12 protein-coding genes are annotated in these 21944 nt (G+C 43.9%); 4 read left to right on the forward strand and 8 right to left on the reverse strand.

Going from position 1 to position 21944, the window contains the following annotated elements; translation table 11 throughout:
* Positions 1-1347, reverse strand: coding sequence for a phosphoribosylamine--glycine ligase (purD, locus tag M0N77_RS04955; protein ID WP_353105572.1), 1347 nt, complete (start codon positions 1345-1347; stop codon positions 1-3).
* A gap of 410 nt (positions 1348-1757) precedes the next feature.
* Here purD and M0N77_RS04960 point away from each other — a divergent pair, with 410 nt between their 5' ends.
* Positions 1758-6614 carry an NAD-glutamate dehydrogenase gene (locus M0N77_RS04960; protein ID WP_353104066.1) on the forward strand — a complete coding sequence of 1619 codons (4857 nt, stop codon included), beginning with the start codon at positions 1758-1760 and terminating at the stop codon, positions 6612-6614.
* A gap of 244 nt (positions 6615-6858) precedes the next feature.
* On the opposite strand, the gene M0N77_RS04965 is transcribed toward M0N77_RS04960, so the two are convergent.
* From M0N77_RS04965 to cobA, 3 genes are all read right to left on the reverse strand, one after another.
* Positions 6859-10773: an AAA family ATPase gene (locus M0N77_RS04965; RefSeq protein WP_353104067.1), complete on the reverse strand. Its 3915-nt coding sequence runs from the start codon at positions 10771-10773 to the stop codon at positions 6859-6861.
* A gap of 69 nt (positions 10774-10842) precedes the next feature.
* Positions 10843-12363, reverse strand: a complete 1521-nt coding sequence (locus M0N77_RS04970) for an exonuclease SbcCD subunit D C-terminal domain-containing protein (RefSeq protein ID WP_353104069.1) — start codon at positions 12361-12363, stop codon at positions 10843-10845.
* 179 nt (positions 12364-12542) lie between these two features.
* Positions 12543-14207, reverse strand: coding sequence for a uroporphyrinogen-III C-methyltransferase (gene cobA, locus M0N77_RS04975; protein WP_353104071.1), 1665 nt, complete (start codon positions 14205-14207; stop codon positions 12543-12545).
* 264 nt (positions 14208-14471) lie between these two features.
* On the opposite strand from cobA, the gene M0N77_RS04980 reads away from it, so the two are divergent.
* Positions 14472-15227, forward strand: coding sequence for an SDR family oxidoreductase (locus tag M0N77_RS04980; RefSeq protein WP_353104073.1), 756 nt, complete (start codon positions 14472-14474; stop codon positions 15225-15227).
* Positions 15228-15315: 88 nt separating this feature from the next.
* Here the strand turns inward: M0N77_RS04980 and M0N77_RS04985 are convergent, their stop codons facing one another.
* The 3 genes from M0N77_RS04985 to M0N77_RS04995 all read right to left on the reverse strand — a co-directional run bounded on the left by M0N77_RS04985 (position 15316) and on the right by M0N77_RS04995 (position 18324).
* Positions 15316-15954 carry a phosphoadenosine phosphosulfate reductase family protein gene (locus M0N77_RS04985; protein WP_353104075.1) on the reverse strand — a complete coding sequence of 213 codons (639 nt, stop codon included), beginning with the start codon at positions 15952-15954 and terminating at the stop codon, positions 15316-15318.
* 89 nt (positions 15955-16043) lie between these two features.
* A complete protein-coding gene (locus M0N77_RS04990; RefSeq protein ID WP_353104077.1) occupies positions 16044-16640 on the reverse strand; it encodes a DUF934 domain-containing protein in 597 nt (198 codons plus the stop codon).
* Positions 16633-18324 (reverse strand): nitrite/sulfite reductase, encoded by a 1692-nt coding sequence (locus M0N77_RS04995; protein WP_353104079.1) that lies wholly within the window; start codon positions 18322-18324, stop codon positions 16633-16635. The genes M0N77_RS04990 and M0N77_RS04995 overlap by 8 nt, the downstream gene beginning before the upstream one ends.
* A 240-nt stretch (positions 18325-18564) precedes the next feature.
* Here M0N77_RS04995 and sat point away from each other — a divergent pair, with 240 nt between their 5' ends.
* A complete protein-coding gene (gene sat / locus M0N77_RS05000; protein ID WP_353104081.1) occupies positions 18565-19818 on the forward strand; it encodes a sulfate adenylyltransferase in 1254 nt (417 codons plus the stop codon).
* 96 nt (positions 19819-19914) lie between these two features.
* Here sat and M0N77_RS05005 read toward each other — a convergent pair whose 3' ends face one another.
* On the reverse strand, positions 19915-20406 hold the full coding sequence (locus M0N77_RS05005) for a hypothetical protein (protein ID WP_353104083.1): 492 nt from the start codon (positions 20404-20406) through the stop codon (positions 19915-19917).
* A 250-nt stretch (positions 20407-20656) separates the two neighbouring features.
* Between M0N77_RS05005 and M0N77_RS05010 the strand changes: the two genes are divergently transcribed.
* Entirely contained in the window at positions 20657-21754 is a 1098-nt protein-coding gene (locus M0N77_RS05010) for a sulfate ABC transporter substrate-binding protein (protein ID WP_353104085.1), read from the forward strand.
* Positions 21755-21944: the final 190 nt, after the last annotated feature.

Here is a 21944-nt window from a genome sequence, read left to right on the forward strand (position 1 = left end):
TTAACTATTACGTGCAATTGCTTGATAACCGATATCACGGCGATAATGCGCGCCCTCAAAACTAATAGCGCCGGTTACGGTTAGCGCGGCTTGCTGAGCCTCCAAGATACTATCGGCAAGGGCGGTAACACACAGCACGCGCCCGCCATTGGTGATGATTTCTTTATCTTGGTCATGCTGAGTATCGGCAGTAAGATTATCTGTAGCCGTACCGTGTGCAAAAGCCGTACCGGCATGAAACACCTTTACCGCTGAGTCCTTATTATCAAGCTCAGGAAGACCTGAGATCACATCGCCCTTTGATGAGGTTTCTGGATAACCTTTTGAAGCTACAACAATACCTAAAGCGGGGCGCTTATCCCAATCGGCTTGACTAGGAAGCGTACCTGCCAACCCTTGCGCGACCAAATCCACCATGGAGGACTGCAGACGTATAAGGATAGGCTGAGTTTCAGGATCACCAAAACGGCAGTTAAATTCAATGACGTAAGGGTCGCCCGCTTTATCAATCATAAGGCCTGCATATAAAAATCCAGTATAAGGATGTCCGGCGGCTTTCATGGCATCAACGACAGGCTGAATGACTTGTGTCATGACTTTTTCATGAACCTCATTAGTCACTACCGGCGCAGGCGAGTAAGCGCCCATACCGCCAGTGTTGGGTCCGGTGTCACCCTCAAAAGCGCGTTTATGATCTTGGCTAGTCGCCATCGGCAAAACATTATCGCCATCAATCATACAAATAAAGCTGGCTTCTTCACCTTGCAAAAACTGCTCAATAACGACGCGACTACCAGCATCACCAAACTTATTATCAGCTAGCATGTCATCGATAGCGTCATAGGCTTGCTCTATAGTTTCAGCGACGATGACGCCTTTACCGGCAGCAAGGCCATCGGCTTTGATGACAATAGGAGCGCCTTGCTCATTGATATAAGCTTTTGCACTTACCGCATCGGTAAAGCCTTGATAAGCGGCGGTTGGGATGTTGTTTGCTGCCATAAACTCTTTGGCAAATGTTTTTGAGCCCTCTAATTGAGCACAGTAGGCGCTTGGGCCCCAAGCCTTGATGCCAGCCTCTCGGCACGCATCGATAATACCGGTAACTAAAGGCGCCTCAGGACCAACGATGACCATATCTATAGCGTTGTTTTGACAAAATTCTATCACTGCGCTGTGCTCATCGGCATCCTTTTTGTCCGTCAAAATGACGTTTTGGCATTTAGGCTCAAGGGCGGTGCCCGCATTGCCGGGCGCAACGTAGACTTGCTGAACTTTGTCATCTTTGGCACATTGCCATGCCAGTGCATGTTCGCGTCCGCCTGCACCAATTACTAAGATATTCATCATACGTCTAACCCTTATTGTTATTCACGTTGTCAATTTTATTGAGCATTATCGATTAAGTATAATCAGCCACTGAATCACTCAGTGAGTTACGATAAAATATAATGGCGTATTCTAGCAAATAAAGCTGCTCAATTGCCATGAGTATCACTAAGCTTGCCTATTGAGCTATCACTTAAAGGGTTTGCGACAAAATTGTCTCATTAGCAAAGGTTATCCTCTTCAGCCTTATTCATGAAATAATATTGAATGCTTTAGCTATGAGTTAAGGTGCGTTACACTTCCATAGACAAGGGCTATAAATAGCTTTTATCGCGTCAAATAACAAACTATAACCTCAATACTCTCTACAACTATAGAAAATTGCTAATTCTAATTAACTATAAAAACTCATAACAAGGATAGAAGTTATGCCAAACTCTTTAAGTATCAGCAAAGAGCATATCAGCCAAATCAGTGATATAGCCACTAGTTATGTACAAAAAGATAAGTCTCTTTTAGAAAATTTTATGCAAAGTTATTATCGCACTTTGCACCATGAGATTGCTGATGAGATAGATGATATCGATCTAGCTGGCATGGCATTGCACCATTTTATTTTATTAAAAGCCTATGAAGGCAGTAAACCGCAATTAAAAATACTCAATCCTATCGCTGAGGAGCAGCATTTTCATAGCTCGCATACTGTTATTCAGATGGTCGCTTATGATAGGCCTTTTTTGGTAGATACTATCTTGATGAGCCTTGAAGATAAAGGCATCAATGTGCACCGGACTTACAATACTATTATTAGCGTTGAGCGAGATGATGAGGGCAATATCACGCAAATTGATAGCGCCGCTGAAAGTGCAACCTCGCATTTATCGCTGATTCATTGCGAAATCGCTTATCAAGATAGTAGTGAATTGGCTGAGCTACAACAAAGGCTGCTCGAAAAAGTCGATACTTTAGATACGGTAGTAGGCGACTGGCAACAAATGCATGAGCGCTTAACTGAAATAAAAAACGAGCTCTCAAAACAGAATTTACCTGAAGTTTTTTATTCTAAAGAAGAGATACAAGCGTTTCTTGATTGGATATTGGATGATAATTTTATATTTTTGGGATATAGAGAGTATCGTCTAGAAAATGGTCACTCTGTCGCAGTGGATAGTGATGCTAACCGCCCTAATGATGATCTCAATCTATACTTAATCGGTAATAGCGGCCTTGGTCTGCTGCGAGGCGGTAGCGAAGATAGCCTGTCTGAGAGCTTTAGCCAATTGCCAAAAGAGCTAAAAAAATTGCTTACCGGCCCTAGAGTGCTGATGCTCTCAAAGTCTAGTCGTGTCTCGCCCATTCATCGATCGGTGTACATGGACTTTTTGGGTATTCATAAGTTTGATGATAAAGGTAATCTTATTGGCGAATACCGCTTTATTGGTCTGCTAACTTCTCAAGCTTATCAGTTAACTGTCAAAAACATACCGCTACTACGCGAAAAAGCTAATAAAATCATGGCGATGACCGTACTGCCAAAAGATGGGCATGCTTATCATAAGATGACTCATATCATTAACACTTTGCCTCGTGATGATCTGTTTCAAGCCAGCGTCGAAGAGCTTTATCCCATAGTGACGGGTATCTCACAGTTGCAAGATAAAAAGAGCTTGCGTCTGTTTAGCCGCATCGATCATTATCAGCGCTTTGTCTCTTGCCTAGTCTATATTCCAAGAGATAAGTTTAATACTGAGCTACGTATTAAGGTGCAAAATGTCTTAAAAGAAGCTTATGGCGGCACCTCCTCAGGATTTACTACTGAGTTCAATGAGTCCGATCATGCCCGCGTGCACATCCATGTACGAACCGTGCCAGGACAAGTCAATGAGGTCAATACTGCTGATTTGGAAGAGAAGCTAACGACTTTGATGCAATCGTGGCTGGATCATTATCAAAAAATGCTACTAGATAATGTTGGCGAGCAACAAGCAAATAGCATTATGCGTCAGTTTTCACCTTATATCCCTGCCGCTTATCAAGAGCGTTTTGATGCGCGTACAGCGGTTGAAGACACTAAACGCCTCAAGCGACTAGCTAGCCTAAAAGATGAGCTGCCAATGATTTGGCACTTGTATCAATCGACAGGCGATGCCAGTAATCAGCTGCACTTAAAGCTATATGGTCGTCAGCAGCCAGCTATTTTATCCAAAGTACTGCCTGTGCTTGAGAACTTTGGGGTGTCGGTCATCTCCGCGCAATCCTACGAGTTTGATTTGCCTGAACAGCCGATTTGGATGCAAGAGTATGAGCTCACTTTAGAACATGTTGATACTGTCGATATGCAAGTGGTTCGTGAGCAGTTTGAGGAGAGTTTGCAGCAGATATGGATGGGTAAAGTTGAGAGCGATCCGTTCAATGAGCTGGTATTAATCACCGATCTTGACACTTATGATGTGGTTATCCTCCGTGCTTTATCTAGCTATATGCGTCAAGCAAAAGCGCCATTCTCAAGCAGCTATATTCAGCAAACCGTGGTTAAATATAGCGCTATTAGTGTCGCCTTGGTTAATCTGTTTGATGCGCGTATGAATCCTAAATACAGTGAAGAGAGTCGCGAAGAAAAGACGGCACAGATTCGCCAAAAAATCACTGAAGCACTAGTAAAAGTCGATAGCTTGGATGAAGATCGTATTTTGCGTTGGTATTTAGATCTCATTAACGCTATGGTGCGCACTAATTTCTATCAAGTAGACGCTGATGGTCATCGCAAAGATAGAGTGTCGTTTAAGTTCCTAGCGGCAGATATTCCTAATTTGCCTAAACCTAAGCTGATGTTTGAGATCTTTGTCTACTCGCCAAGAGTAGAGGCGGTACATATGCGCGGCGGCAAAGCGGCTCGGGGCGGACTGCGCTGGTCGGATCGGATGGAGGATTTTCGTACCGAAGTGCTCGGTCTGGTCAAAGCGCAAATGGTCAAGAACGCGGTTATTGTGCCGGTTGGCTCTAAAGGCGGCTTTATTGTCAAAACCAAAACTATGGCGGATGGCCGCGAAGCGTTTCAAGCCGAAGGTATCGCTTGCTATCAAACCTTTTTACGCGGTATGTTGGATATCACTGACAATATCGTTGATGGTCAGATTGTGCCGCCAGCCAATACTGTGCGTCATGACGAAGATGATCCGTACTTAGTAGTTGCCGCTGATAAAGGTACGGCAAGCTTTTCTGATATTGCTAATGCCATCTCAAGCGAGTATAACTTTTGGCTCGATGATGCTTTTGCCTCAGGCGGCTCAGTCGGTTACGATCACAAAGCCATGGGCATTACTGCACGCGGCGGCTGGGAGTCGGTAAAACGACACTTTCGTATGCGCGGTATGGACATACAAAACCGCGATGACTTTACCGTAGTCGGTATCGGCGATATGAGCGGTGATGTCTTTGGTAATGGTATGCTTAGATCTACCCATACTAAATTAGTGGCGGCATTCAACCATCTGCATATCTTTATCGATCCAAACCCTGACACAGACAAATCATACGCAGAGCGCGATCGGTTATTTAATATGCCGCGCTCCACTTGGGATGATTACGATAAATCCTTAATTAGCGCTGGCGGTGGGGTATTTTCTCGTACGGACAAGTCGATTGCTATCACCGCTGAGATGAAAGAGCTCTTTGCCATTGAAGCCGATAGTCTCGCACCAAATGAGCTTATTAGTGCTTTACTACGAGCGCCGGTCGATCTTATCTGGAACGGCGGTATCGGTACTTATGTCAAAAGTGCAAATGAGAGCCATGACGATGTTGGCGACAGAGCCAATGATGCGGTACGGGTCAATGGTGGCGAGTTACGCGCTGCTATTGTGGGTGAGGGCGGTAACTTAGGTTTTACCCAGCAAGGACGTATTGAATACGCGCAAACAGGTGGGCGTATTTATACCGATGCTATTGATAACTCAGGCGGCGTCAACTGCTCAGATCATGAGGTCAATATCAAAATCTTACTGGGTAAAGTGGTTGAGCAAGGCGATATGACGCTCAAACAGCGTAATGAATTGCTTGAGAGTATGACCGATACAGTAGCCCACTTAGTGCTGCGTCAAAACTATCTACAGCCGCAGGCCATTGAGCTAAGTCACCTGCGTGCGGCGGCTAATTTAAGTGATCATCAACGCTTTATTCAGTTATTAGAGTCTGAGGGCCGCATAGATAGAGCGATTGAGTATCTACCCTCTGATGAAGAGATTGCTCGCCGGCAAAAAGCCAATACTGGTCTGACCAACCCTGAGCTAGCTATTGTAATGGCTTACGGTAAGATGTGGGTCTATGACAATCTATTATTATCAGATTTGCCTGACGCGCCATACTTCGTCAACGAGCTACGTAAGTATTTCCCCGATGAGCTAGTCGGCCGCTTTTTTGAAGAGATGAAAGAGCATCGATTACATCGCGAAATCATTAGTACTTATCTAACCAATAGCGTGGTCAATCGCCTCGGTATCGAAGCGCTGTTCCGTCTCTATGAAGAGACCGGACAGACGCTTGCGACTATTATTCGGGCTTATGCGATTACCCGTGAAGTGTTCGAGGTCAAAAACACTTGGCAACTGCTTGAGTCGCTCGATAATAAAGTTGATGCCAAGCTATTATTGAACCTTGAGCTGCGCTTGCGTGATGCGTTAGAAAGCGGTGTGGTTTGGTTCATCAACGCCTTTGGTCAAGAGCTGCAAGTTGCTGATATGATTGAGCGTTTCGGTGATAGCGTAGCGCAGTTGACCAAATCAAATGGCTTTATTGAGCAGCAGTTTGCTCAGTATCTACAAGACGATACTGCTAGCCTAATTGCTGATGGCGTCGAGGATAATGACGCGGCGCTATTTGCTATCTTGCCTTATCATGTCGATGCTTTGGATACGGCCTTACTGGCTGAAAAATACGAGCGCTCAGTAGAGGATATCGCCACTTTATACTTTGAGGCTTATCAAGTATTGCAGTTTGATTGGATGATGGACAATATTGCGACACTACCGCAGCAAGACTACTGGGATCGCCGCGCCCGTCATGCTTTGGTCAATGAGCTGACGCGTAGCCTGCGTCTGCTGATGAATGCTATATTATCTGAGTCTGATCCTACTCAAGCGTTTAACGAATGGAAATCACGTCATCAAGTAGCGCTTGAAGCGGTAACCACAGAGATGAGCAAGCTCGATGACAATGATGAGAGCGTCATCAGTCTCTCAACTTTGTCAGTATTGATGAGCGAACTAAGCGCTCTAGTGACAAAATAAAACATAGATAGTTAAGGAATGATTTGAAGTCAAAAAGCCGCCGCTAATGAGTTAGCGGCGGCTTTTTTTATTTGATTAAAAATATAATGTTTAGTTATCCAGAAATAGATATCAGCATTGAGGCTATGAACGCTATTATAAATACGATAAATGCTAATCCATTAGCAGACGTGGATTGAGTGATTTTCTTAATGACCATAGCCATATTAGCCTCTGTTTCTTATTATATTAGTTAGCTATTTGATTAATTAGCAATGTGATAACAGCCTTGTCCGCTGATTTGACTAAAGCCGCCTGAGAGTTTTTTTACCTGAATTTGCGTCAATATCCTCTCCTTGAGCGCTTGTACATGGGAGATTACGCCAATTAATTTACCTTCTTGTTGCAAGCTGGTCAGCGTATCTAACGCAATATCAAGCGATTCTTCATCAAGCGTACCAAACCCTTCATCCAAGAACAATGAGTCAACCCGAATATTTTGGCTCGCCATCTGCGAGAGACCAAGCGCTAAAGCTAGGCTGATAATAAAGCCTTCGCCGCCCGAGAGGTTTTTGGTACTGCGAATCTCGCCGCCTTGATAGTTATCTATTACATTTAATTCAAGCGGATTATTATCATCACGAGCCAGCAAATAGCGATCGCTCATCTTATGCAGCTTGGCATTGGCATGATTGACCATAATATCAAAGGTCAGGCCTTGCGCGAAGGTGCGATACTTTTTGCCATCTTTTGAGCCGATTAACTTATACAATTGTTGCCAAACTTGTAGATTCTGTTTTTGCTCAGCTATGGCTTTAAGCTGGGACTGCTGACTACCTTTTTTGGCTTCGTTATCTTTGAGCTTTTGCGTCATCGCGCCGATGGACTCTATTAAACGATTAGACTCGCTTTGTACTTGCTGCTGCTTATTTAACAGACTTTCTTTGTTCTCTAAGGTTAAAGGATGAGCTTGTTTGTCTGCAAGCGCTTGCTCAGTCTGCTGTAGTAAAGATTTGGCTTGCTTTAATTGATAGTCGATTTGCTGCTGCTGCTCGCTTAAATGATGGCGTTCATTTTGCGATAGGCGCGCGCTGACAAAATCAGCTTCAGTAGCAAAGTCAGAACTCGCTAGCGCCTGTTTAAAAATATCATCTTGACTGTCTAAAGTAGTCTTTGCAGCTAATAATTCACTCGCAAGTCGTGCCTGCTGCTGCTGAGCTATTTGCAGTAGTTGCTCAGCACTATCGACCTGTCTTTGTATCCAGGACTGTTCGGTTTTGGCTTGTTCAAAGTCTAAACGTAACCGATCTTCCTCTTTATCGACATTTTTATCAGCAAATAGAGTCTCTCTATCTTGTTGTAATTCGGCGACAGCTTTTGTCTGTTTTACAATAGATTGGCTTAAGGCGTCAAGCTCGGTGCTCTCTTTATCGAGCTGCGCTTGTTTGCTCTCAATTTGAGTGGTCAAACGACTAAGCTCAGTGGTTAGGGTTTGCTGTTGCTGCTTTTCTTGATTATAGCTCTGTTTTAGCTGCAAAATATAACTACGATGCTGACGTAAAGACACTAGCTGTTGTTCGATTTCTGTATTATTTAATACGGTTTGCTCCTCTATACTCGATTTTAAAAGCTGTATTTCTGGGTATGTTCGCTCAGATTGCGGATCAATAGCAGCGTATTTATTGATAATACTAAGCACATCCGCGATAAGCGTTTGTAGCTCGATAAAATGAGCCTTAGTGTTATCTTGTAGGCCATCAAGTCTTTGCTGATTGAGCTGGTTATTATTATCAAGAAAACTGATTTCGCTTGCCAACTGATATTGCTGTTTCTCGAACAAGGCTAATTCTTTTTCTAGCTTTGCTATCGATTCAGCCAACGTCTCGTAATCAGCCAAAGCTGTCTTCACCTTGTCCTTATGCACAAGCAGTTGCTGTTTGGCTTGATTGAATAGCTCAGTAATATGATTAATAAGTTCAGTGTTTACCGTTTTAGAATTTAGACTCTGTTTAAGTTTTTTAATAAGCGGGCTAATTTCTCTAAGCACTTCGATGTTAGTTAAAATAGTCTCACTATAGTTTTCATTGTCAGTAGTTACACTATTGCTCATTTCTTGCATATTGTGGCTAAGCTCAGTGGCTTGAGCAATCAAGGCTGCTAACTGTCGTTGCTCCTCCTCCGACTGATTAGTAGTAGTAGCGAAGGCAATTTTATACTGTGACAGCTCACTCTCTAAAATCTCTATAACTGAGTTACTGTCGGTCAGCTGTTGCTCTGTGATTGAGATTTGTGAAGGCTTATCAGAGGCTTTTTTATTAGCATTTGGATGTTCTAAAGCGCCACAAAGCGGGCAGGGCTGACCATTTTTTAGCTCATCAATATAGTACTCAAGGCTCGCAACTTTTTGTAGTAGAGTCAATTGCGTCTGCTTCTCTTGACGCTTATCTTTGGCTGCTTTAAGACTTTTTTCGCTGTCAGCGATAGATGCTTTGAGAGTCGCTAAGCTGTCGTTGATACTAAGCTGTGATAATTGAAGGTTTTTTATTTGAGTGGTGAGCGTGTTCAGCTGCTGACTGCTATATATAAGCGGCTCAATTTGACTCATTATCTGTTCAATTTGCTGTTGTTCAGCTCGGTTATCTGCCAATGATTGCATCGCCAGTAACTGCTGTTGCTGGTGGTGTAACTCGCTAAATTGTTTTTGAGTCGCGGCAATTGATAATTTTTGCTCTTGTTGCTGTGATATAAGCTTAGCCATTTCTAGCTGATAGTGCTCGGTTTGCTTCTCAAGAGCCTTTTTTTGCTCCGCTAAAGTAGTGTTATCTTGCAATAGCGTCTTGAGCCGGCGACCGCTACTCTCAAAAGTCGCTATGTCAGTATCAATATCATTAAGCTTGCTATGAGTCTCTAAATACTCTACCGTACTAGCCAGCTGCGACTTGCTTTGCACTGCTGTGGTTTGGTTGGATTTTATTTCTTGCATTAAGCGCTGTACACTAGCTGAGAGCGTCTCTTGACGTTGGCGGCTATCATTTAGACTATGATTTTGCTGCTTGATGCTCGCGTCTAATTCGCGGGTTTTAGCTATCTTAGGTACAGCGTCTTGTAGTGCTAATTGCGCTTGTTGATAGTTTTGATCCGCGCTGTTAAGCTGAGTCAGCAATTGCTGTAAGTCAGCCTTTTGCTTGGGTAATTTCACCGCTATTGCTTGCTGCTCATTGAACAAGCGCTTCACGGTCTCGCGACTACGACTAAGCTGACCAAATTGACTCTCTAACTCCAAGGCTTTTATCGCAGAATTTAAACGCTTAGCATGGGGAATAAAGTCTTGTTTCGATTGTTCAGCTTTGGATAAGTCGCTTTGATAGGCGGCTAGTTTGCTTTGCAACTCGTCAATCGCATCTAACCACTGAATTTGCTCACATACTTGCTGATACTTTTTCTGCTGCTCGGTTTGTGCTGCTTGAGACGCTTTTAATTCCTCATTAATGACTGCCTCTTCATCAGTAGTCATTAATATCAAGCCATCCAAACCAAACTGCAATTTGTCTAAAATCTCTTCCTCAGCTCGTTTCTTCTCAAAAACATGAGTCGAAATCGTTGCATAGATATCAGTACCCGTAATCTTTTCTAAGATATCAGCTCGCTCATCGGCCTTAGCTTTTAAGAAGGCAGAAAAACTCCCTTGTGCGAGCAAAATGGAGCGGGTGAATTGATTAAAGTCCATGCGTGTCAGCTCAATGATTTTCTCTTTAGTGCGCGATAGCTTACTCTCTAAAATCTCATCGCCAGTTTGCTCATCTGAGTCATCACTAATAGCCCTAACTAACGCTATCTCATGGGTGGCATCCTGCAGATTACCGTCAGACTTGCCATAAGCGCGGCGCTGACCCCAACGGCAGCGATACTGAATACCGTTTAGATCAATCACTACTTCGGCAAAACATTCTGCGGTTTGTCGGGTCATGACTTCATTGCTGCTCTTACTAATACTATTAATCCGCGGCGTTTCACCATACAGCGCTAGGCAAATCGCATCCAAAATAGTGGTCTTGCCAGCACCCGTCTGCCCGGTAATGGCAAAGATACCTTCGTTAATAAAAGCAGGATCAGCGAAATCGATGTGCCATTCGCCTTTTAAGGAGTTAAGATTTTTGAGTCGGAGTTCGATTAGGCGCATGGTAGGGTCTTAATGATTTTAGAATTAGAAGTAGAAGTAGAATTTTGACTAAGTTTTAAGGTGGTTTATCTATTCTACCCTACTATCATCATGATAAATATTATGCAGAATCTGCTCATAAGCTTCTAACAACGACTGTTTTTGTGAGTCTGGTACTTCATTAATACTCAAGCAGCGCGCAAATACATCCTTTTCATTTAAGTCTTGTAGGGTCTCAGTGCTTTGCTGTTGATTAAGGACTTTATTATAAGTGCGAATATTTTTGATTTTTAATACCTCACAAGATAAACCTGCTACCATAGCAGCCACTTCTTCACGTAGCTCAGTAACAATATCATCACCGTCATAAATGATTTCAAGCCAAATTGGCTCAGACTGATCTAATAGTCTGATTGTATCTGCAATAGTCGTTAAGTCGCCCGATATTTGCGCTAGCTTTTGAAAACAAGGAATAGGCAGTGAGAGTACTTGCATATTATTAGATTCATTAAAATATAGAACTTCTGAATCGGTAGCATTAGCTTTATTTAACTCTTCATCATTTAGAAGCTGACTAGTATGGTCTTTTTTATCATCAATACTCTCTAGCTCTTCAAAGCCAAACAAATCATCGATTAAACCACTGGTGTTATTAAGCGTTTTTTTAGCTAGTTTTTCGACGGGCTTTACGATGATATCCGCTAATACATCAGTTGATTTTTCTACAATAGATCCATTATGTACTTCGCCAAACTGTACGAGTAGCACTTGTTTTTGCTGTTTTGCTTCTCCAAAACCCATCGGCATAGGCGAGCCGGAATAGCGTATATGCTCGCGTCCACCGACGCGCTGCGGTACGTGCAGATGACCAAGTGCCACATAATCAAAGCAGTTATCGAACATATCGGCCGATATTTTACCGAGATTACCGACGTAGAGATCGCGCACGCCATCATCGTCAGTGGTTTTGCTTCCTGCGGCGAATAGATGGCCGGTGGCAATGATAGGAATATAGCGCTGATGTTGTTTACTAAGCGATGTTTGTTGCTGTTTGGCTAGGCTTGCCACGCGATCATAATGGCTTTGAATACCTTTGACCACATTAGCATCTTTATTATCGGCGGACTCGCCTGCGCTACTGCTACGCACATCACGATCACGCAAATAAGGCACGGCAGCAACAATACAATGCGGATCGCCGTCGCTATCGCCTAATACCAAAACTTCATCGCTCAAATCTTCACAGGCAGTACCGATAACGTGAACGTTTAAAAACTTGAGCACTTGACTGGGCGCATCGAGGAAAGTCGGGGAGTCGTGGTTGCCAGCGACAATGACAATATGCTGGCAGCATAAACTCGACACGTTACCCAAAAACTCATAATACAGCGCCTGCGCGCGATTACTCGGCGTCATGGTATCAAAGATGTCGCCTGCGACAATGAGCACATCGACCTGTTGCGCGCTAATGGTTTTTTTTAGCCAAACCAAAAACGCCTCAAATTCTGCATAGCGCATTCTGCCATAAAGCCTACGGCCCAAATGCCAGTCAGAGGTATGCAGGACAGTTAAAGGTTTGATAGAGTGTGTTAAGTTTGCAGCTGAGGACATAGGGAGAGCTTACTTAGAGGAGATGAATAGCGTTTATTCTAGCAAGAAATGCGCGGATATGCTTAGGGTTTGCTTTACTTCAATAACGGTATGACCTAAATGACGGCTTATTGGTGGATTTAAAATACAAAAAAGCCATGCCAATAAAAATTAGCATGGCAGTTATTTTTGTATGAAAACTAGCCAATAACCAACTGCTCTAAACTATCCTCTTGCGACTCAGCAAGCGTCGTAATCATCGATAGCGCGTGCGCTTGTTGATCAATAGACTTATCCTTCGGTGTTGCCGAGGTACCACCGCGTAACCAGTTATCAGCCGTATCACTAACTGATTGATTATGTAGATTATACCAAGCCAAATCATGATGCAGCGCGACCACGTCACCCATGATAAGTAAGGCAGGAGTCGGTAGCTGGTGTTGCTCTTGTAGCTCAGTGATCGTCGCAAGTGTACCTGTCAATACTTGCTGGTTTGGCATACTTGCGTTAGAAACAATAGCGATAGGGGTCTCAGACGAACGCCCGGCCTTAACAAGGCCTTCGGTCAAACGCGCTAGCGAATGCAAGCCCATATAAAACACCACCGTCTCGTCAGTATTCAAAAAGCTTTTGAAGTTGTTATTCGGCGCGCCAGCTTTCAAAAATCCAGTGACAAAGCGCACGGACTGCGAATGATCGCGGTGCGTGAGCGGGATGCCTGCATAACTAGCAGCGGCATTGGCAGCGGTAATACCCGGAACCACTTGGTAAGGAATATGATGCGCGCGCAAGCTTTCAATCTCTTCGCCGCCGCGACCAAAGATAAACGGATCACCGCCTTTTAGACGCACCACTCGGCGACCTTTTTTGGCCTCATTGATCAATAGCTCATTAATACCTAATTGCGCGACCGCGTGATTGCTGCGTTTTTTGCCGACATAGACTTTATCGGCATCACGGCGGCACAGATCGAGCACTTGCGGTGACACTAGCGCATCATAAAAGACGATATCGGCTTGTTGCATCAGTCTTAAGGCTTTAAAAGTTAATAGCTCTGGATCACCCGGGCCTGCGCCAACGATATACACCTCACCAACTGGTGGCTTTATATTATCATGATTATCATTGCTTGATAGACTCGCTTCTTCGGTATTCGCTTTTTCAGAATGTGCCGCTGCTGTTTGCTTATCGCTGTTTCTATCATCTAAAATCTCTTGATTGGCAATCTTAGCAGCGGTTTCATCTAAGTCTTTTTGCAACTGTACGTTTGCTTCAGTCTCATTACCAGCAAAGATGAGCTCGCTCACCTTGCCTTCAAAAGCACGCTCCCAAAACTGACGACGACCAGTCAACGTTGGAATCTTGGTTTTAACTTCTGCTCGAAAATCCCCTGCCAGCTTAGCTAATTTACCATAGCCTTGCGGGATCAAAGTCTCAAGACGTGCGCGAAGTAAACGCGCTAGAACTGGTGCTTTGCCATTCGATGAGATACCAATCACAATTGGATTGCGATCAACGATAGCGGGAAAAATAAAATCACAAAGCGGCGGCGTATCGACAACGTTGACGGGGATATTAAGCTCGGTCGCGTCGCTATGGACTTGCTGATTTAGCGCCTCATCATCAGTACCAGCGATGATAACTCGCGCGCCAGTCATATAGGATTTGTCATACTTAGCAAAAATAAGCTGGTGCTTGTCACCTTGCAATAAAGCCTGTAGCTCAGCACAAATATCAGGCGCGACCACAGTGATATTTGCACCGGCACGGCTTAGTAAATCCGCTTTTCGCAGCGCCACATCACCGCCGCCCACGATCAATACTTTGCGGTTATCAAGCTTAAAGAATAGGGGAAAGGTATTCATAATAGCACCAACTGTTATGCAAATTTATATATGCCGTCATTATGAAGTATCGCGCGCGGCGTCTCCTCTAGCGAATTGGCATTAATATAGTCGTTTATGTCATAACAAAGAAGATTTATGTCCTAAAAGAGAATAGCTAAAGGTGCTTATACTTAAGGATAGAGATTCGTCTAACACACTCTAACAGGATGATTTTTCTAATCATGTTAGGATATTGAAGACTGACTTCACCCTAATACCCAACAATTAAAAAGGATAAAGACTATGAAATCAAAAAATGGAAAGTTACAAGATAGAGTCGCTATCATATTTGGCGGCACCTCAGGTCTTGGAGAAGCCACAGCAAAAGCGTTTGCGAATGAGGGCGCTAAAGTCGTGGTAACGGGTCGCGACGAGGATGATGGCGAGCGCATTATTAAGGATATTAAAGATAACGGTCAAGAGGCTATTTTTGTAAAAGCTGATGTGACTAGTAAAGCTGAGATTGAGGCCGTAGTTGATAAAGCTTTAGAAACTTATGGTCAAATCGATATTTTATATAATGGCGCTGGCATCCATGACGCTTATAAGAATGCGGTTGAACTGGATGAAGATTTTTACGATAAATTGATGGCGATTAACGTCAAAGCGCCTTATCTAGCGGCTAAAATGGTCATTCCACATTTTATCAAGCAAGGCAGTGGCGCCATCATTAATGTTGGCTCGCAAGCGACACAAATGGCAGGGCCTGGCGGTTCCGCTTATGTCACCTCCAAACATGCAGTTCTCGGATTTACTAAACAACTAGCCTTTGATTTTGGCAGTCAAGGCGTCAAAGTGAATATCTTGTCACCCGGCTTTATTGAGACACCCATGACTGACGGCATTGAAGATGATCGTTTAGATCGTATTCCCGCTCAACGTGCAGGCAAGCCAGAAGAGATTGCCGCTCTTGCCGTATTTTTAGCGTCCGATGATTCAAACTACATGCACGGCGCTAATGTGTTTATGGATGGCGGTTGGGTATTGGGTCGTAAATAGCACGCAGACTTTTTATCAATCGTAAGCACAATAAAAAAACCCTTTCATTACGAGAGGGCTTTTCGATATTACAGCTTACCACTTAAGCTTATAGCTGCGTATGCAAACCACACTCACGGCTTTCTTCTACTTTTGTTGGATCAAAGTAGTCATGCTCGTTCGGCAAGTTATGCTCATCAAGATACTTGTCTAAGTCGCTATCGGTTTTCTCAAATAATGGCGCAACTTTTAATACCCCATCTTTTGACAAGCTAAGCACATCGAGGCCTTGACGGAACTCGGTTTGAACTTTACGAATGGCATTGAACCAAACGTCAGGCTTCAATTCATCTAGCGCGCGGCGAAATGGCTCCAATTTCACTTGTTCAGTAAATTTATCATGCTGAGGATTATCAATACCAGGAATGCCATTCATCGTAGCGTCACGATGAGCAGCGGTTTGCTTAGGAATATAGGTAATGACATTTAAATCTAAATCGTTAATCACTTTATTGGCAAAGCGATAAGTGGCATCGGTGTTATAACCAGAATCTACCCAAAGTACGGTGATATCAGGGCGCTGTTTGGCCACTAAATGCAAAATAGCTGACTCGTAAGGACGAAAATTAGTGGTGATAATTGGGTTTTTGGCTTGCGCTAGTGCCCATTCTACGATTTGCTCAGGCGATTTGCCTTGCAAGTCTTTATTGGCTTGATCAATGTCTAGATTAGGATGTAACTGGCTCATTGTTTTTCCTTAAAGATGGTTAAAGTGGTAGGCTGGGTTAAAACTCAGCCTATAAAAGAAAGCTATTTCTTTTACATAAAATAATAAAACTAAGATGCCGCAAACATAGGCAGTTTGGAGGCATCTTGACCGTTGTAGCTACTCGCTAGGGCAGTAAAGGCTTGCGAGATATCAAAATCAGAGTGTAAATCATGCTCATTGATGACAAAGCTATCAACGCCTACCCGCAATAAATAAGCAATCTGGTCACGGCCAAACTCGCCTGCCACTCGAATCTCTTTGCTATAGCCTAATTGACGCAAGGTTTTTGCAAAGCTAAAGCCGCGACCATCAGCAAACTTAGGAACATCAATAACGATTAGCGATTGCTCTAACAATAGCTCACTTAGCGCCGTTAGCACCGCAGTGTCGGTATCAGCGGTAATCCAAACGCCAACATGGCTACTGTGCTGCACAATAAGGTTATAAACTTCTTTGATCAGTCCACCGGCTAGCGCATTTTCACTATTAAGCAAGTCTGCTAGCGGCACAACTACCTCAGGTTTTTCTTGTCTTTGTAGTAGCTCCAGCAAAGTAATCTCACTGAGCGCGATACCATCTGGCAAAGCATCTGTGCTAAGCGCTAACCAGTGATCTTGCGCGCTAACATCGACGCCACGGCTATCCAAGATATGATGATTAGCCATAGACCTTCTCCTTAAAGGGATCAATACCGACGCGCTCGACCAATTCGCCAAAGCTCTCAACGTCATTATCAGTAGTTGCGCGCAGCTCAACATAGACATCGACGATCTGTTGAATGGTGTCCGCAACCGCTTCGGTAGGGACGGAGCGACCTAAGATTTTGCCCAATTTGGCATCATTGGTAGAATTACCGCCAAGGCTAATCTGATACCAGTTCTCACCCTTTTTATCGACGCCTAATATACCGATATCACCAGTATGATGGTGCGCACAGGCATTGATACAGCCTGACATATTGAGGCGAATATCACCCAGATCATATAAATAATCTAAATCGCTAAATTGCTTTTCGATCTGCTCAGCGATGTTATGAGTCGTGGCATTGGCCAGCGAGCAATAATCCCAGCCCGGACAGACGATCATATCGGTCAAGGTATTGATATTAGGACGCGCTAAATTGAGCTCTACTAACTGCTGCCATAGCTCAAACAGCTCATTAGTTTGCACATCAGCAAATACTAAGTTTTGCTGATAAGTACCGCGCAGCTCGCCAAAGCTATACTTATCTGCTAAGTCGGCAAGCGCGTCCATTTGCGAATCGGTGACATCGCCTGAGGGTACGTATTTACCATTTACCAGACCTGCTTTTAGGGAGATAACTACCGCTCGATAACCGGCCACTTTATGCGCCACAGTGTTTTGCTGATACCAATTGGCAAAGTCTTTATTATTCGCTAATTGCTGCTGCAATTCTGACTGCACTTGTAGAGCGTCAAATGTCTGATAATCAGGCTCACTAAAGAAACTGGTAGCATGTTCAAAGTTGGCATCGCTCAAAGTTAATGGCCCGTCTTTGCTATGCGCTTGCCATTCGGCATCAACCAGTTTGGCAAATTCACGCCCGCCTAGAGTATCGACTAAAATCTTAATACGCGATCTATATTTGCTGCCTTTATCACGGCGACCCTGCAAGTTATACACCCGCAAAATAGCATCTAGATAGCTGAGCAAATGAGCGCGTGGTAAAAACTCATTGATGACTTTGCCTAATACAGGAATACGGCCTAGACCACCGCCGACTAACACTTCAAAACCAAGCTCGCCCTCATTATTTTTCTTTAGGTGCAGGCCAACGTCATGGACTTGCGTCGCCGCCCGATCTTTTTCGGTACCGATAACCGCAATCTTAAATTTACGCGGCAAAAAAGCAAACTCAGGATGAAAGGTTGACCACTGACGGATAATCTCGCAATAAGGACGCGGATCGGCAATCTCATCGACATGAATACCGGCGTAAGGATCGGTTGTGGTATTGCGAATGCAGTTACCAGAGGTTTGGATCGCATGCATCTGTACTGAGGCCAACTCCGCTAAGATGTCTGGCACGTCCTCAAGCTTTGGCCAATTAAGCTGAATGTTAGTACGGGTAGTAAAGTGCCCGTAACCTTTGTCATATTTACGGGTAATCTCAGCCAATTTGCGCAGCTGGTAGCTGGCGAGCAGACCATAAGGAATAGCAATACGCAGCATCGGCGCATAGCGCTGAATGTATAAACCGTTTTGCAAACGCAGTGGCAAAAACTGCTCCTCGGCAAGCTCTCCTTTTAAGAACCGCTCGGTCTGATCGCGAAATTGCTCAACGCGCTCTTCAACCAGCGTTTGGTCAGCGTAGTTATATTGATACATGACGTAATCTCAGTAATGATTTGCGGATGTAATAAGCTGCTCGTGTCAGCATAGCGTTACATCATATAAGCTCAATGCAAAAATTATAAATTCCTTTAAGTCATATCCATATCCAAAGTCAGCATAAATTTTCATAACCAAAGTTAGGTAGCCTATGCTTATTCGATGCAATGAGAAAGTTTTAAGTCAGCTTGATACATATACCTCTTTGTTTAATAACTCATCCTTAAGGTCTTAAAAATGACAACTTCTATAGCCAATCAAGACACCTCAAAACTCGTACCGCCACATGGTAGTGATACACTCAAACCCTTATTATTGTCCGGAAACAAGCGTGAAGAAGCGCTTAAGCTTGCCAAAACTTTACCTGCTATTACCTTAAGCTCACGCGAGCGCGGCGATCTTATCATGCTAGGTATTGGTGGGTTTACGCCACTTGATGGCTTTATGAATAAGGCAGATTGGCAAGGAGTCGTTGCAGAGATGCGCCTAAAATCGGGCGCTAATGCAGGATTATTTTGGCCAATTCCGATTACTTTATCCGCGCCAAAAGTCATGACTGACAATCTCAATCAAGGTGATAAAGTCGCCTTAGTAGCAGAAGATGGCGAGATCATGGGCATCCTCACTGTGGAGGAAACTTATGACATCGATAAAGACTATGAGTGTCAGCAAGTCTTTACCACCACCGATCCTGAGCATCCAGGCGTGCAGCAAGTGCTCAACCAAGGCGAGGTCAATGTCGCAGGCCGCGTTGAAGTGCTAAGCGAAGGCGAATTCCCAGAGCTATATCCAGAGATTTATAAAACTCCAAGTGAGACTCGTGAGATATTAAGTAATAAAGGCTGGAGAACGGTTGCCGCCTTTCAAACCCGTAATCCGATGCATCGCTCGCACGAATATCTAGCGAAGATTGCCATTGAGATTTGTGACGGGGTGTTGATTCACTCTTTACTTGGCGCGCTTAAGCCCGGCGACATTCCAGCTGAGGTTCGTCAGGATGCTATTAAGACCTTGATTGATAACTATTTTAGAGCTGATACCGTCATTCAAGCCGGTTATCCACTAGATATGCGTTATGCTGGTCCGCGTGAAGCGCTATTGCATGCGGTATTCCGCCAAAACTACGGCTGTAGCCATTTGATTGTTGGGCGCGATCATGCCGGTGTTGGCGACTATTATGGCGCGTTTGATGCGCAAACTATCTTTGATTATGTTGGCAAGGACGACTTGATCACACAGCCGCTAAAGATTGGCTGGACCTTTTGGTGTAATGCTTGTCAAGCCATGGCCTCTGATAAGACTTGCCCGCATGAGGCGAGTGAACACGTCAAAGTTTCCGGCACTAAACTGCGTAAAGCACTGTCAGAAGATGAGGAGGTTCCTGAGAACTTTAGCCGCCCTGAGGTGTTGGCAATCTTGCGTGAGTATTATGCGGGTATCGCCAAGGAAGAACGCGCTGAGGTCAAACTGACCGGTGCTTCTGCGGTATAAGTAAAATCTTATTAAATATTAAAAAAAGGTGGCAGACTTAATGTTTGACACCTTTTTTTTCATATAACTTTTTAACTAAACCAAGATCAAGTGATTTTAATTTAGTTCGATCTTGCCTGCCAACTTTTGATAATCACCAACGATACTACCGCCGCCAGAGCAATAATAATTTAGCGCATATTGATCTTCGCTATCTATAATTAGCTTACCCCCTTTAAATTGCAAAAAGACTTTACTGTCATTAGCTGTGGTCGCAAAAATGATGCCATGGGCATTATCTTGACCCATCAAAGTTGCCTGTCCATCAAAACGGCAAGTGGGCTTTTTTATATCACTACGAGCACGCACCTTTATGTTGATTTGCTCAGTACCGTGTGCACTTTTGTTTGCAGTAATGAGCACTGCTACCCAATCATAACCCTCTTCTCTTTTTGCATAACCGCTTGAGACATAATCACCGATAACGCTCGCTACGGCTGGGGATAGGGTAGCTGCTTTTGGGGTATTAATACTAGGTAGGCTAGATGGATCATTAACTACAGGCGAAGTACTCGAAGTGTTGTTACAGCCGGTAAGTGTAGCAGTCATTATGAGAGCTGTACTTAACACAGCTACTGATAAATGAGGGTGACGAGAGGGAAGTAGAGTCATATAAAGGCCTTAACAGGAGCTGGGGATCAGATAGTGGCTTAAGCATAGCTAATAACAGCACTTATGCCAAGTTAATCATTCGCTAAGCGATTTTGTCATTAAGAAATTTTTGTACAAGCTGCTAGCATAATTATCATCATCCATAGAGCCCTCAAAGCTTTTGCTAAGCTCCTACACGAGAATATCAATGTCAACCTTTTCTTTAATCATAAACCCAAAAATTGTCATAACCGTGACTTTACTAGCTGCCAGCTTATTAAGTGGTTGTAATCACACTCAGGCGGATACCAATGATAAAAAACTAGCTAACCCAGAGCAAGAGGTTAGCCTGCTGAATGTCTCCTATGATGTCTCACGCGATTTTTATAAGGAGTATAACGATTTATTTACCTCAAGCTACCAGCAGCAACACCCCGACAGTCAAGTCAAAATCAATCAATCGCATGGCGGCTCAAGTAAGCAAGCGTTATCTGTCGCTAATGGTCTACAAGCAGACGTGGTCACGTTGAATCAGTTAAGCGATATGGAGCTGTTGGTAGAAAAAGGCTTGGTCGCTAAAGAGTGGCAGCAAGCCTTTCCTAATAATGCGGTGCCCTATACTAGTACTATGGTGCTGCTAGTGCGTCATGATAATCCTAAAAATATCCAAGACTGGCAGGATTTAGCGCGCAATGATATCGAGGTGGTCATGCCCAATCCTAAGACTAGCGGAACCGCGCGCTATGCATTTTTAGGCGCTTATGGTTATGGGCTTCATCATTTTAATGAAAGCTTGCAAGCCGCCCCTCAGACCGATAGCTTTATGAAGCGACTCCTCGCCAATGTCGTCACTTACGATAATGGCGCCAGGGCAGCTACCACTAGCTTTACCCAGCGCGGGCTAGGGGATGTGTTAATTACTACTGAAAATGAGGCGCACTTGGTGGCAAATAAATTCGCTAAAGGACAAGTGCAGATTGTCTATCCTAGTTATTCCATTACCATTAATAATCCGGTGGCGGTGGTCAATAAAGTGACGGATAAAAAAGGCAATATGAAGGGCAGCACCAAGGCGGCAACTAGCTATTTAAAATCCCTGTGGGACAAACCGGCGCAGCAGTTAATGGCGCAGATGTATCTAAGGCCTAGCGATACTGAAGTCCTAGCCGCTCATAAGGGCACCTTAATCGAGATAGAGACTTTTGAGCCGACAGCGGTATTTGGCTCATGGCAGCAGATTATGGCGCATTACTTTGTCGATGGCGGTGTATTTGATCAATTAGCGCTTAGTACTAACAGCAATTAATTCATAGCCTAGAGCGCTAGAGTGTTGATAATCTTATCTTTTCTAATACGAGCTCTCAAAGCTCGTTTTTTTTGGGTTCAGATAAAATCTAGTTATTCCATTTTGGCAAAAAGATACGCATATTCGTCATTAAAGATAATAAGCTTACGCTGTTAGCATACTTGCATATTCCATAACCTATTCCAGCTTT

It is taken from the genome of Psychrobacter sp. AH5 (assembly GCF_040371085.1).
GTDB lineage: Bacteria > Pseudomonadota > Gammaproteobacteria > Pseudomonadales > Moraxellaceae > Psychrobacter.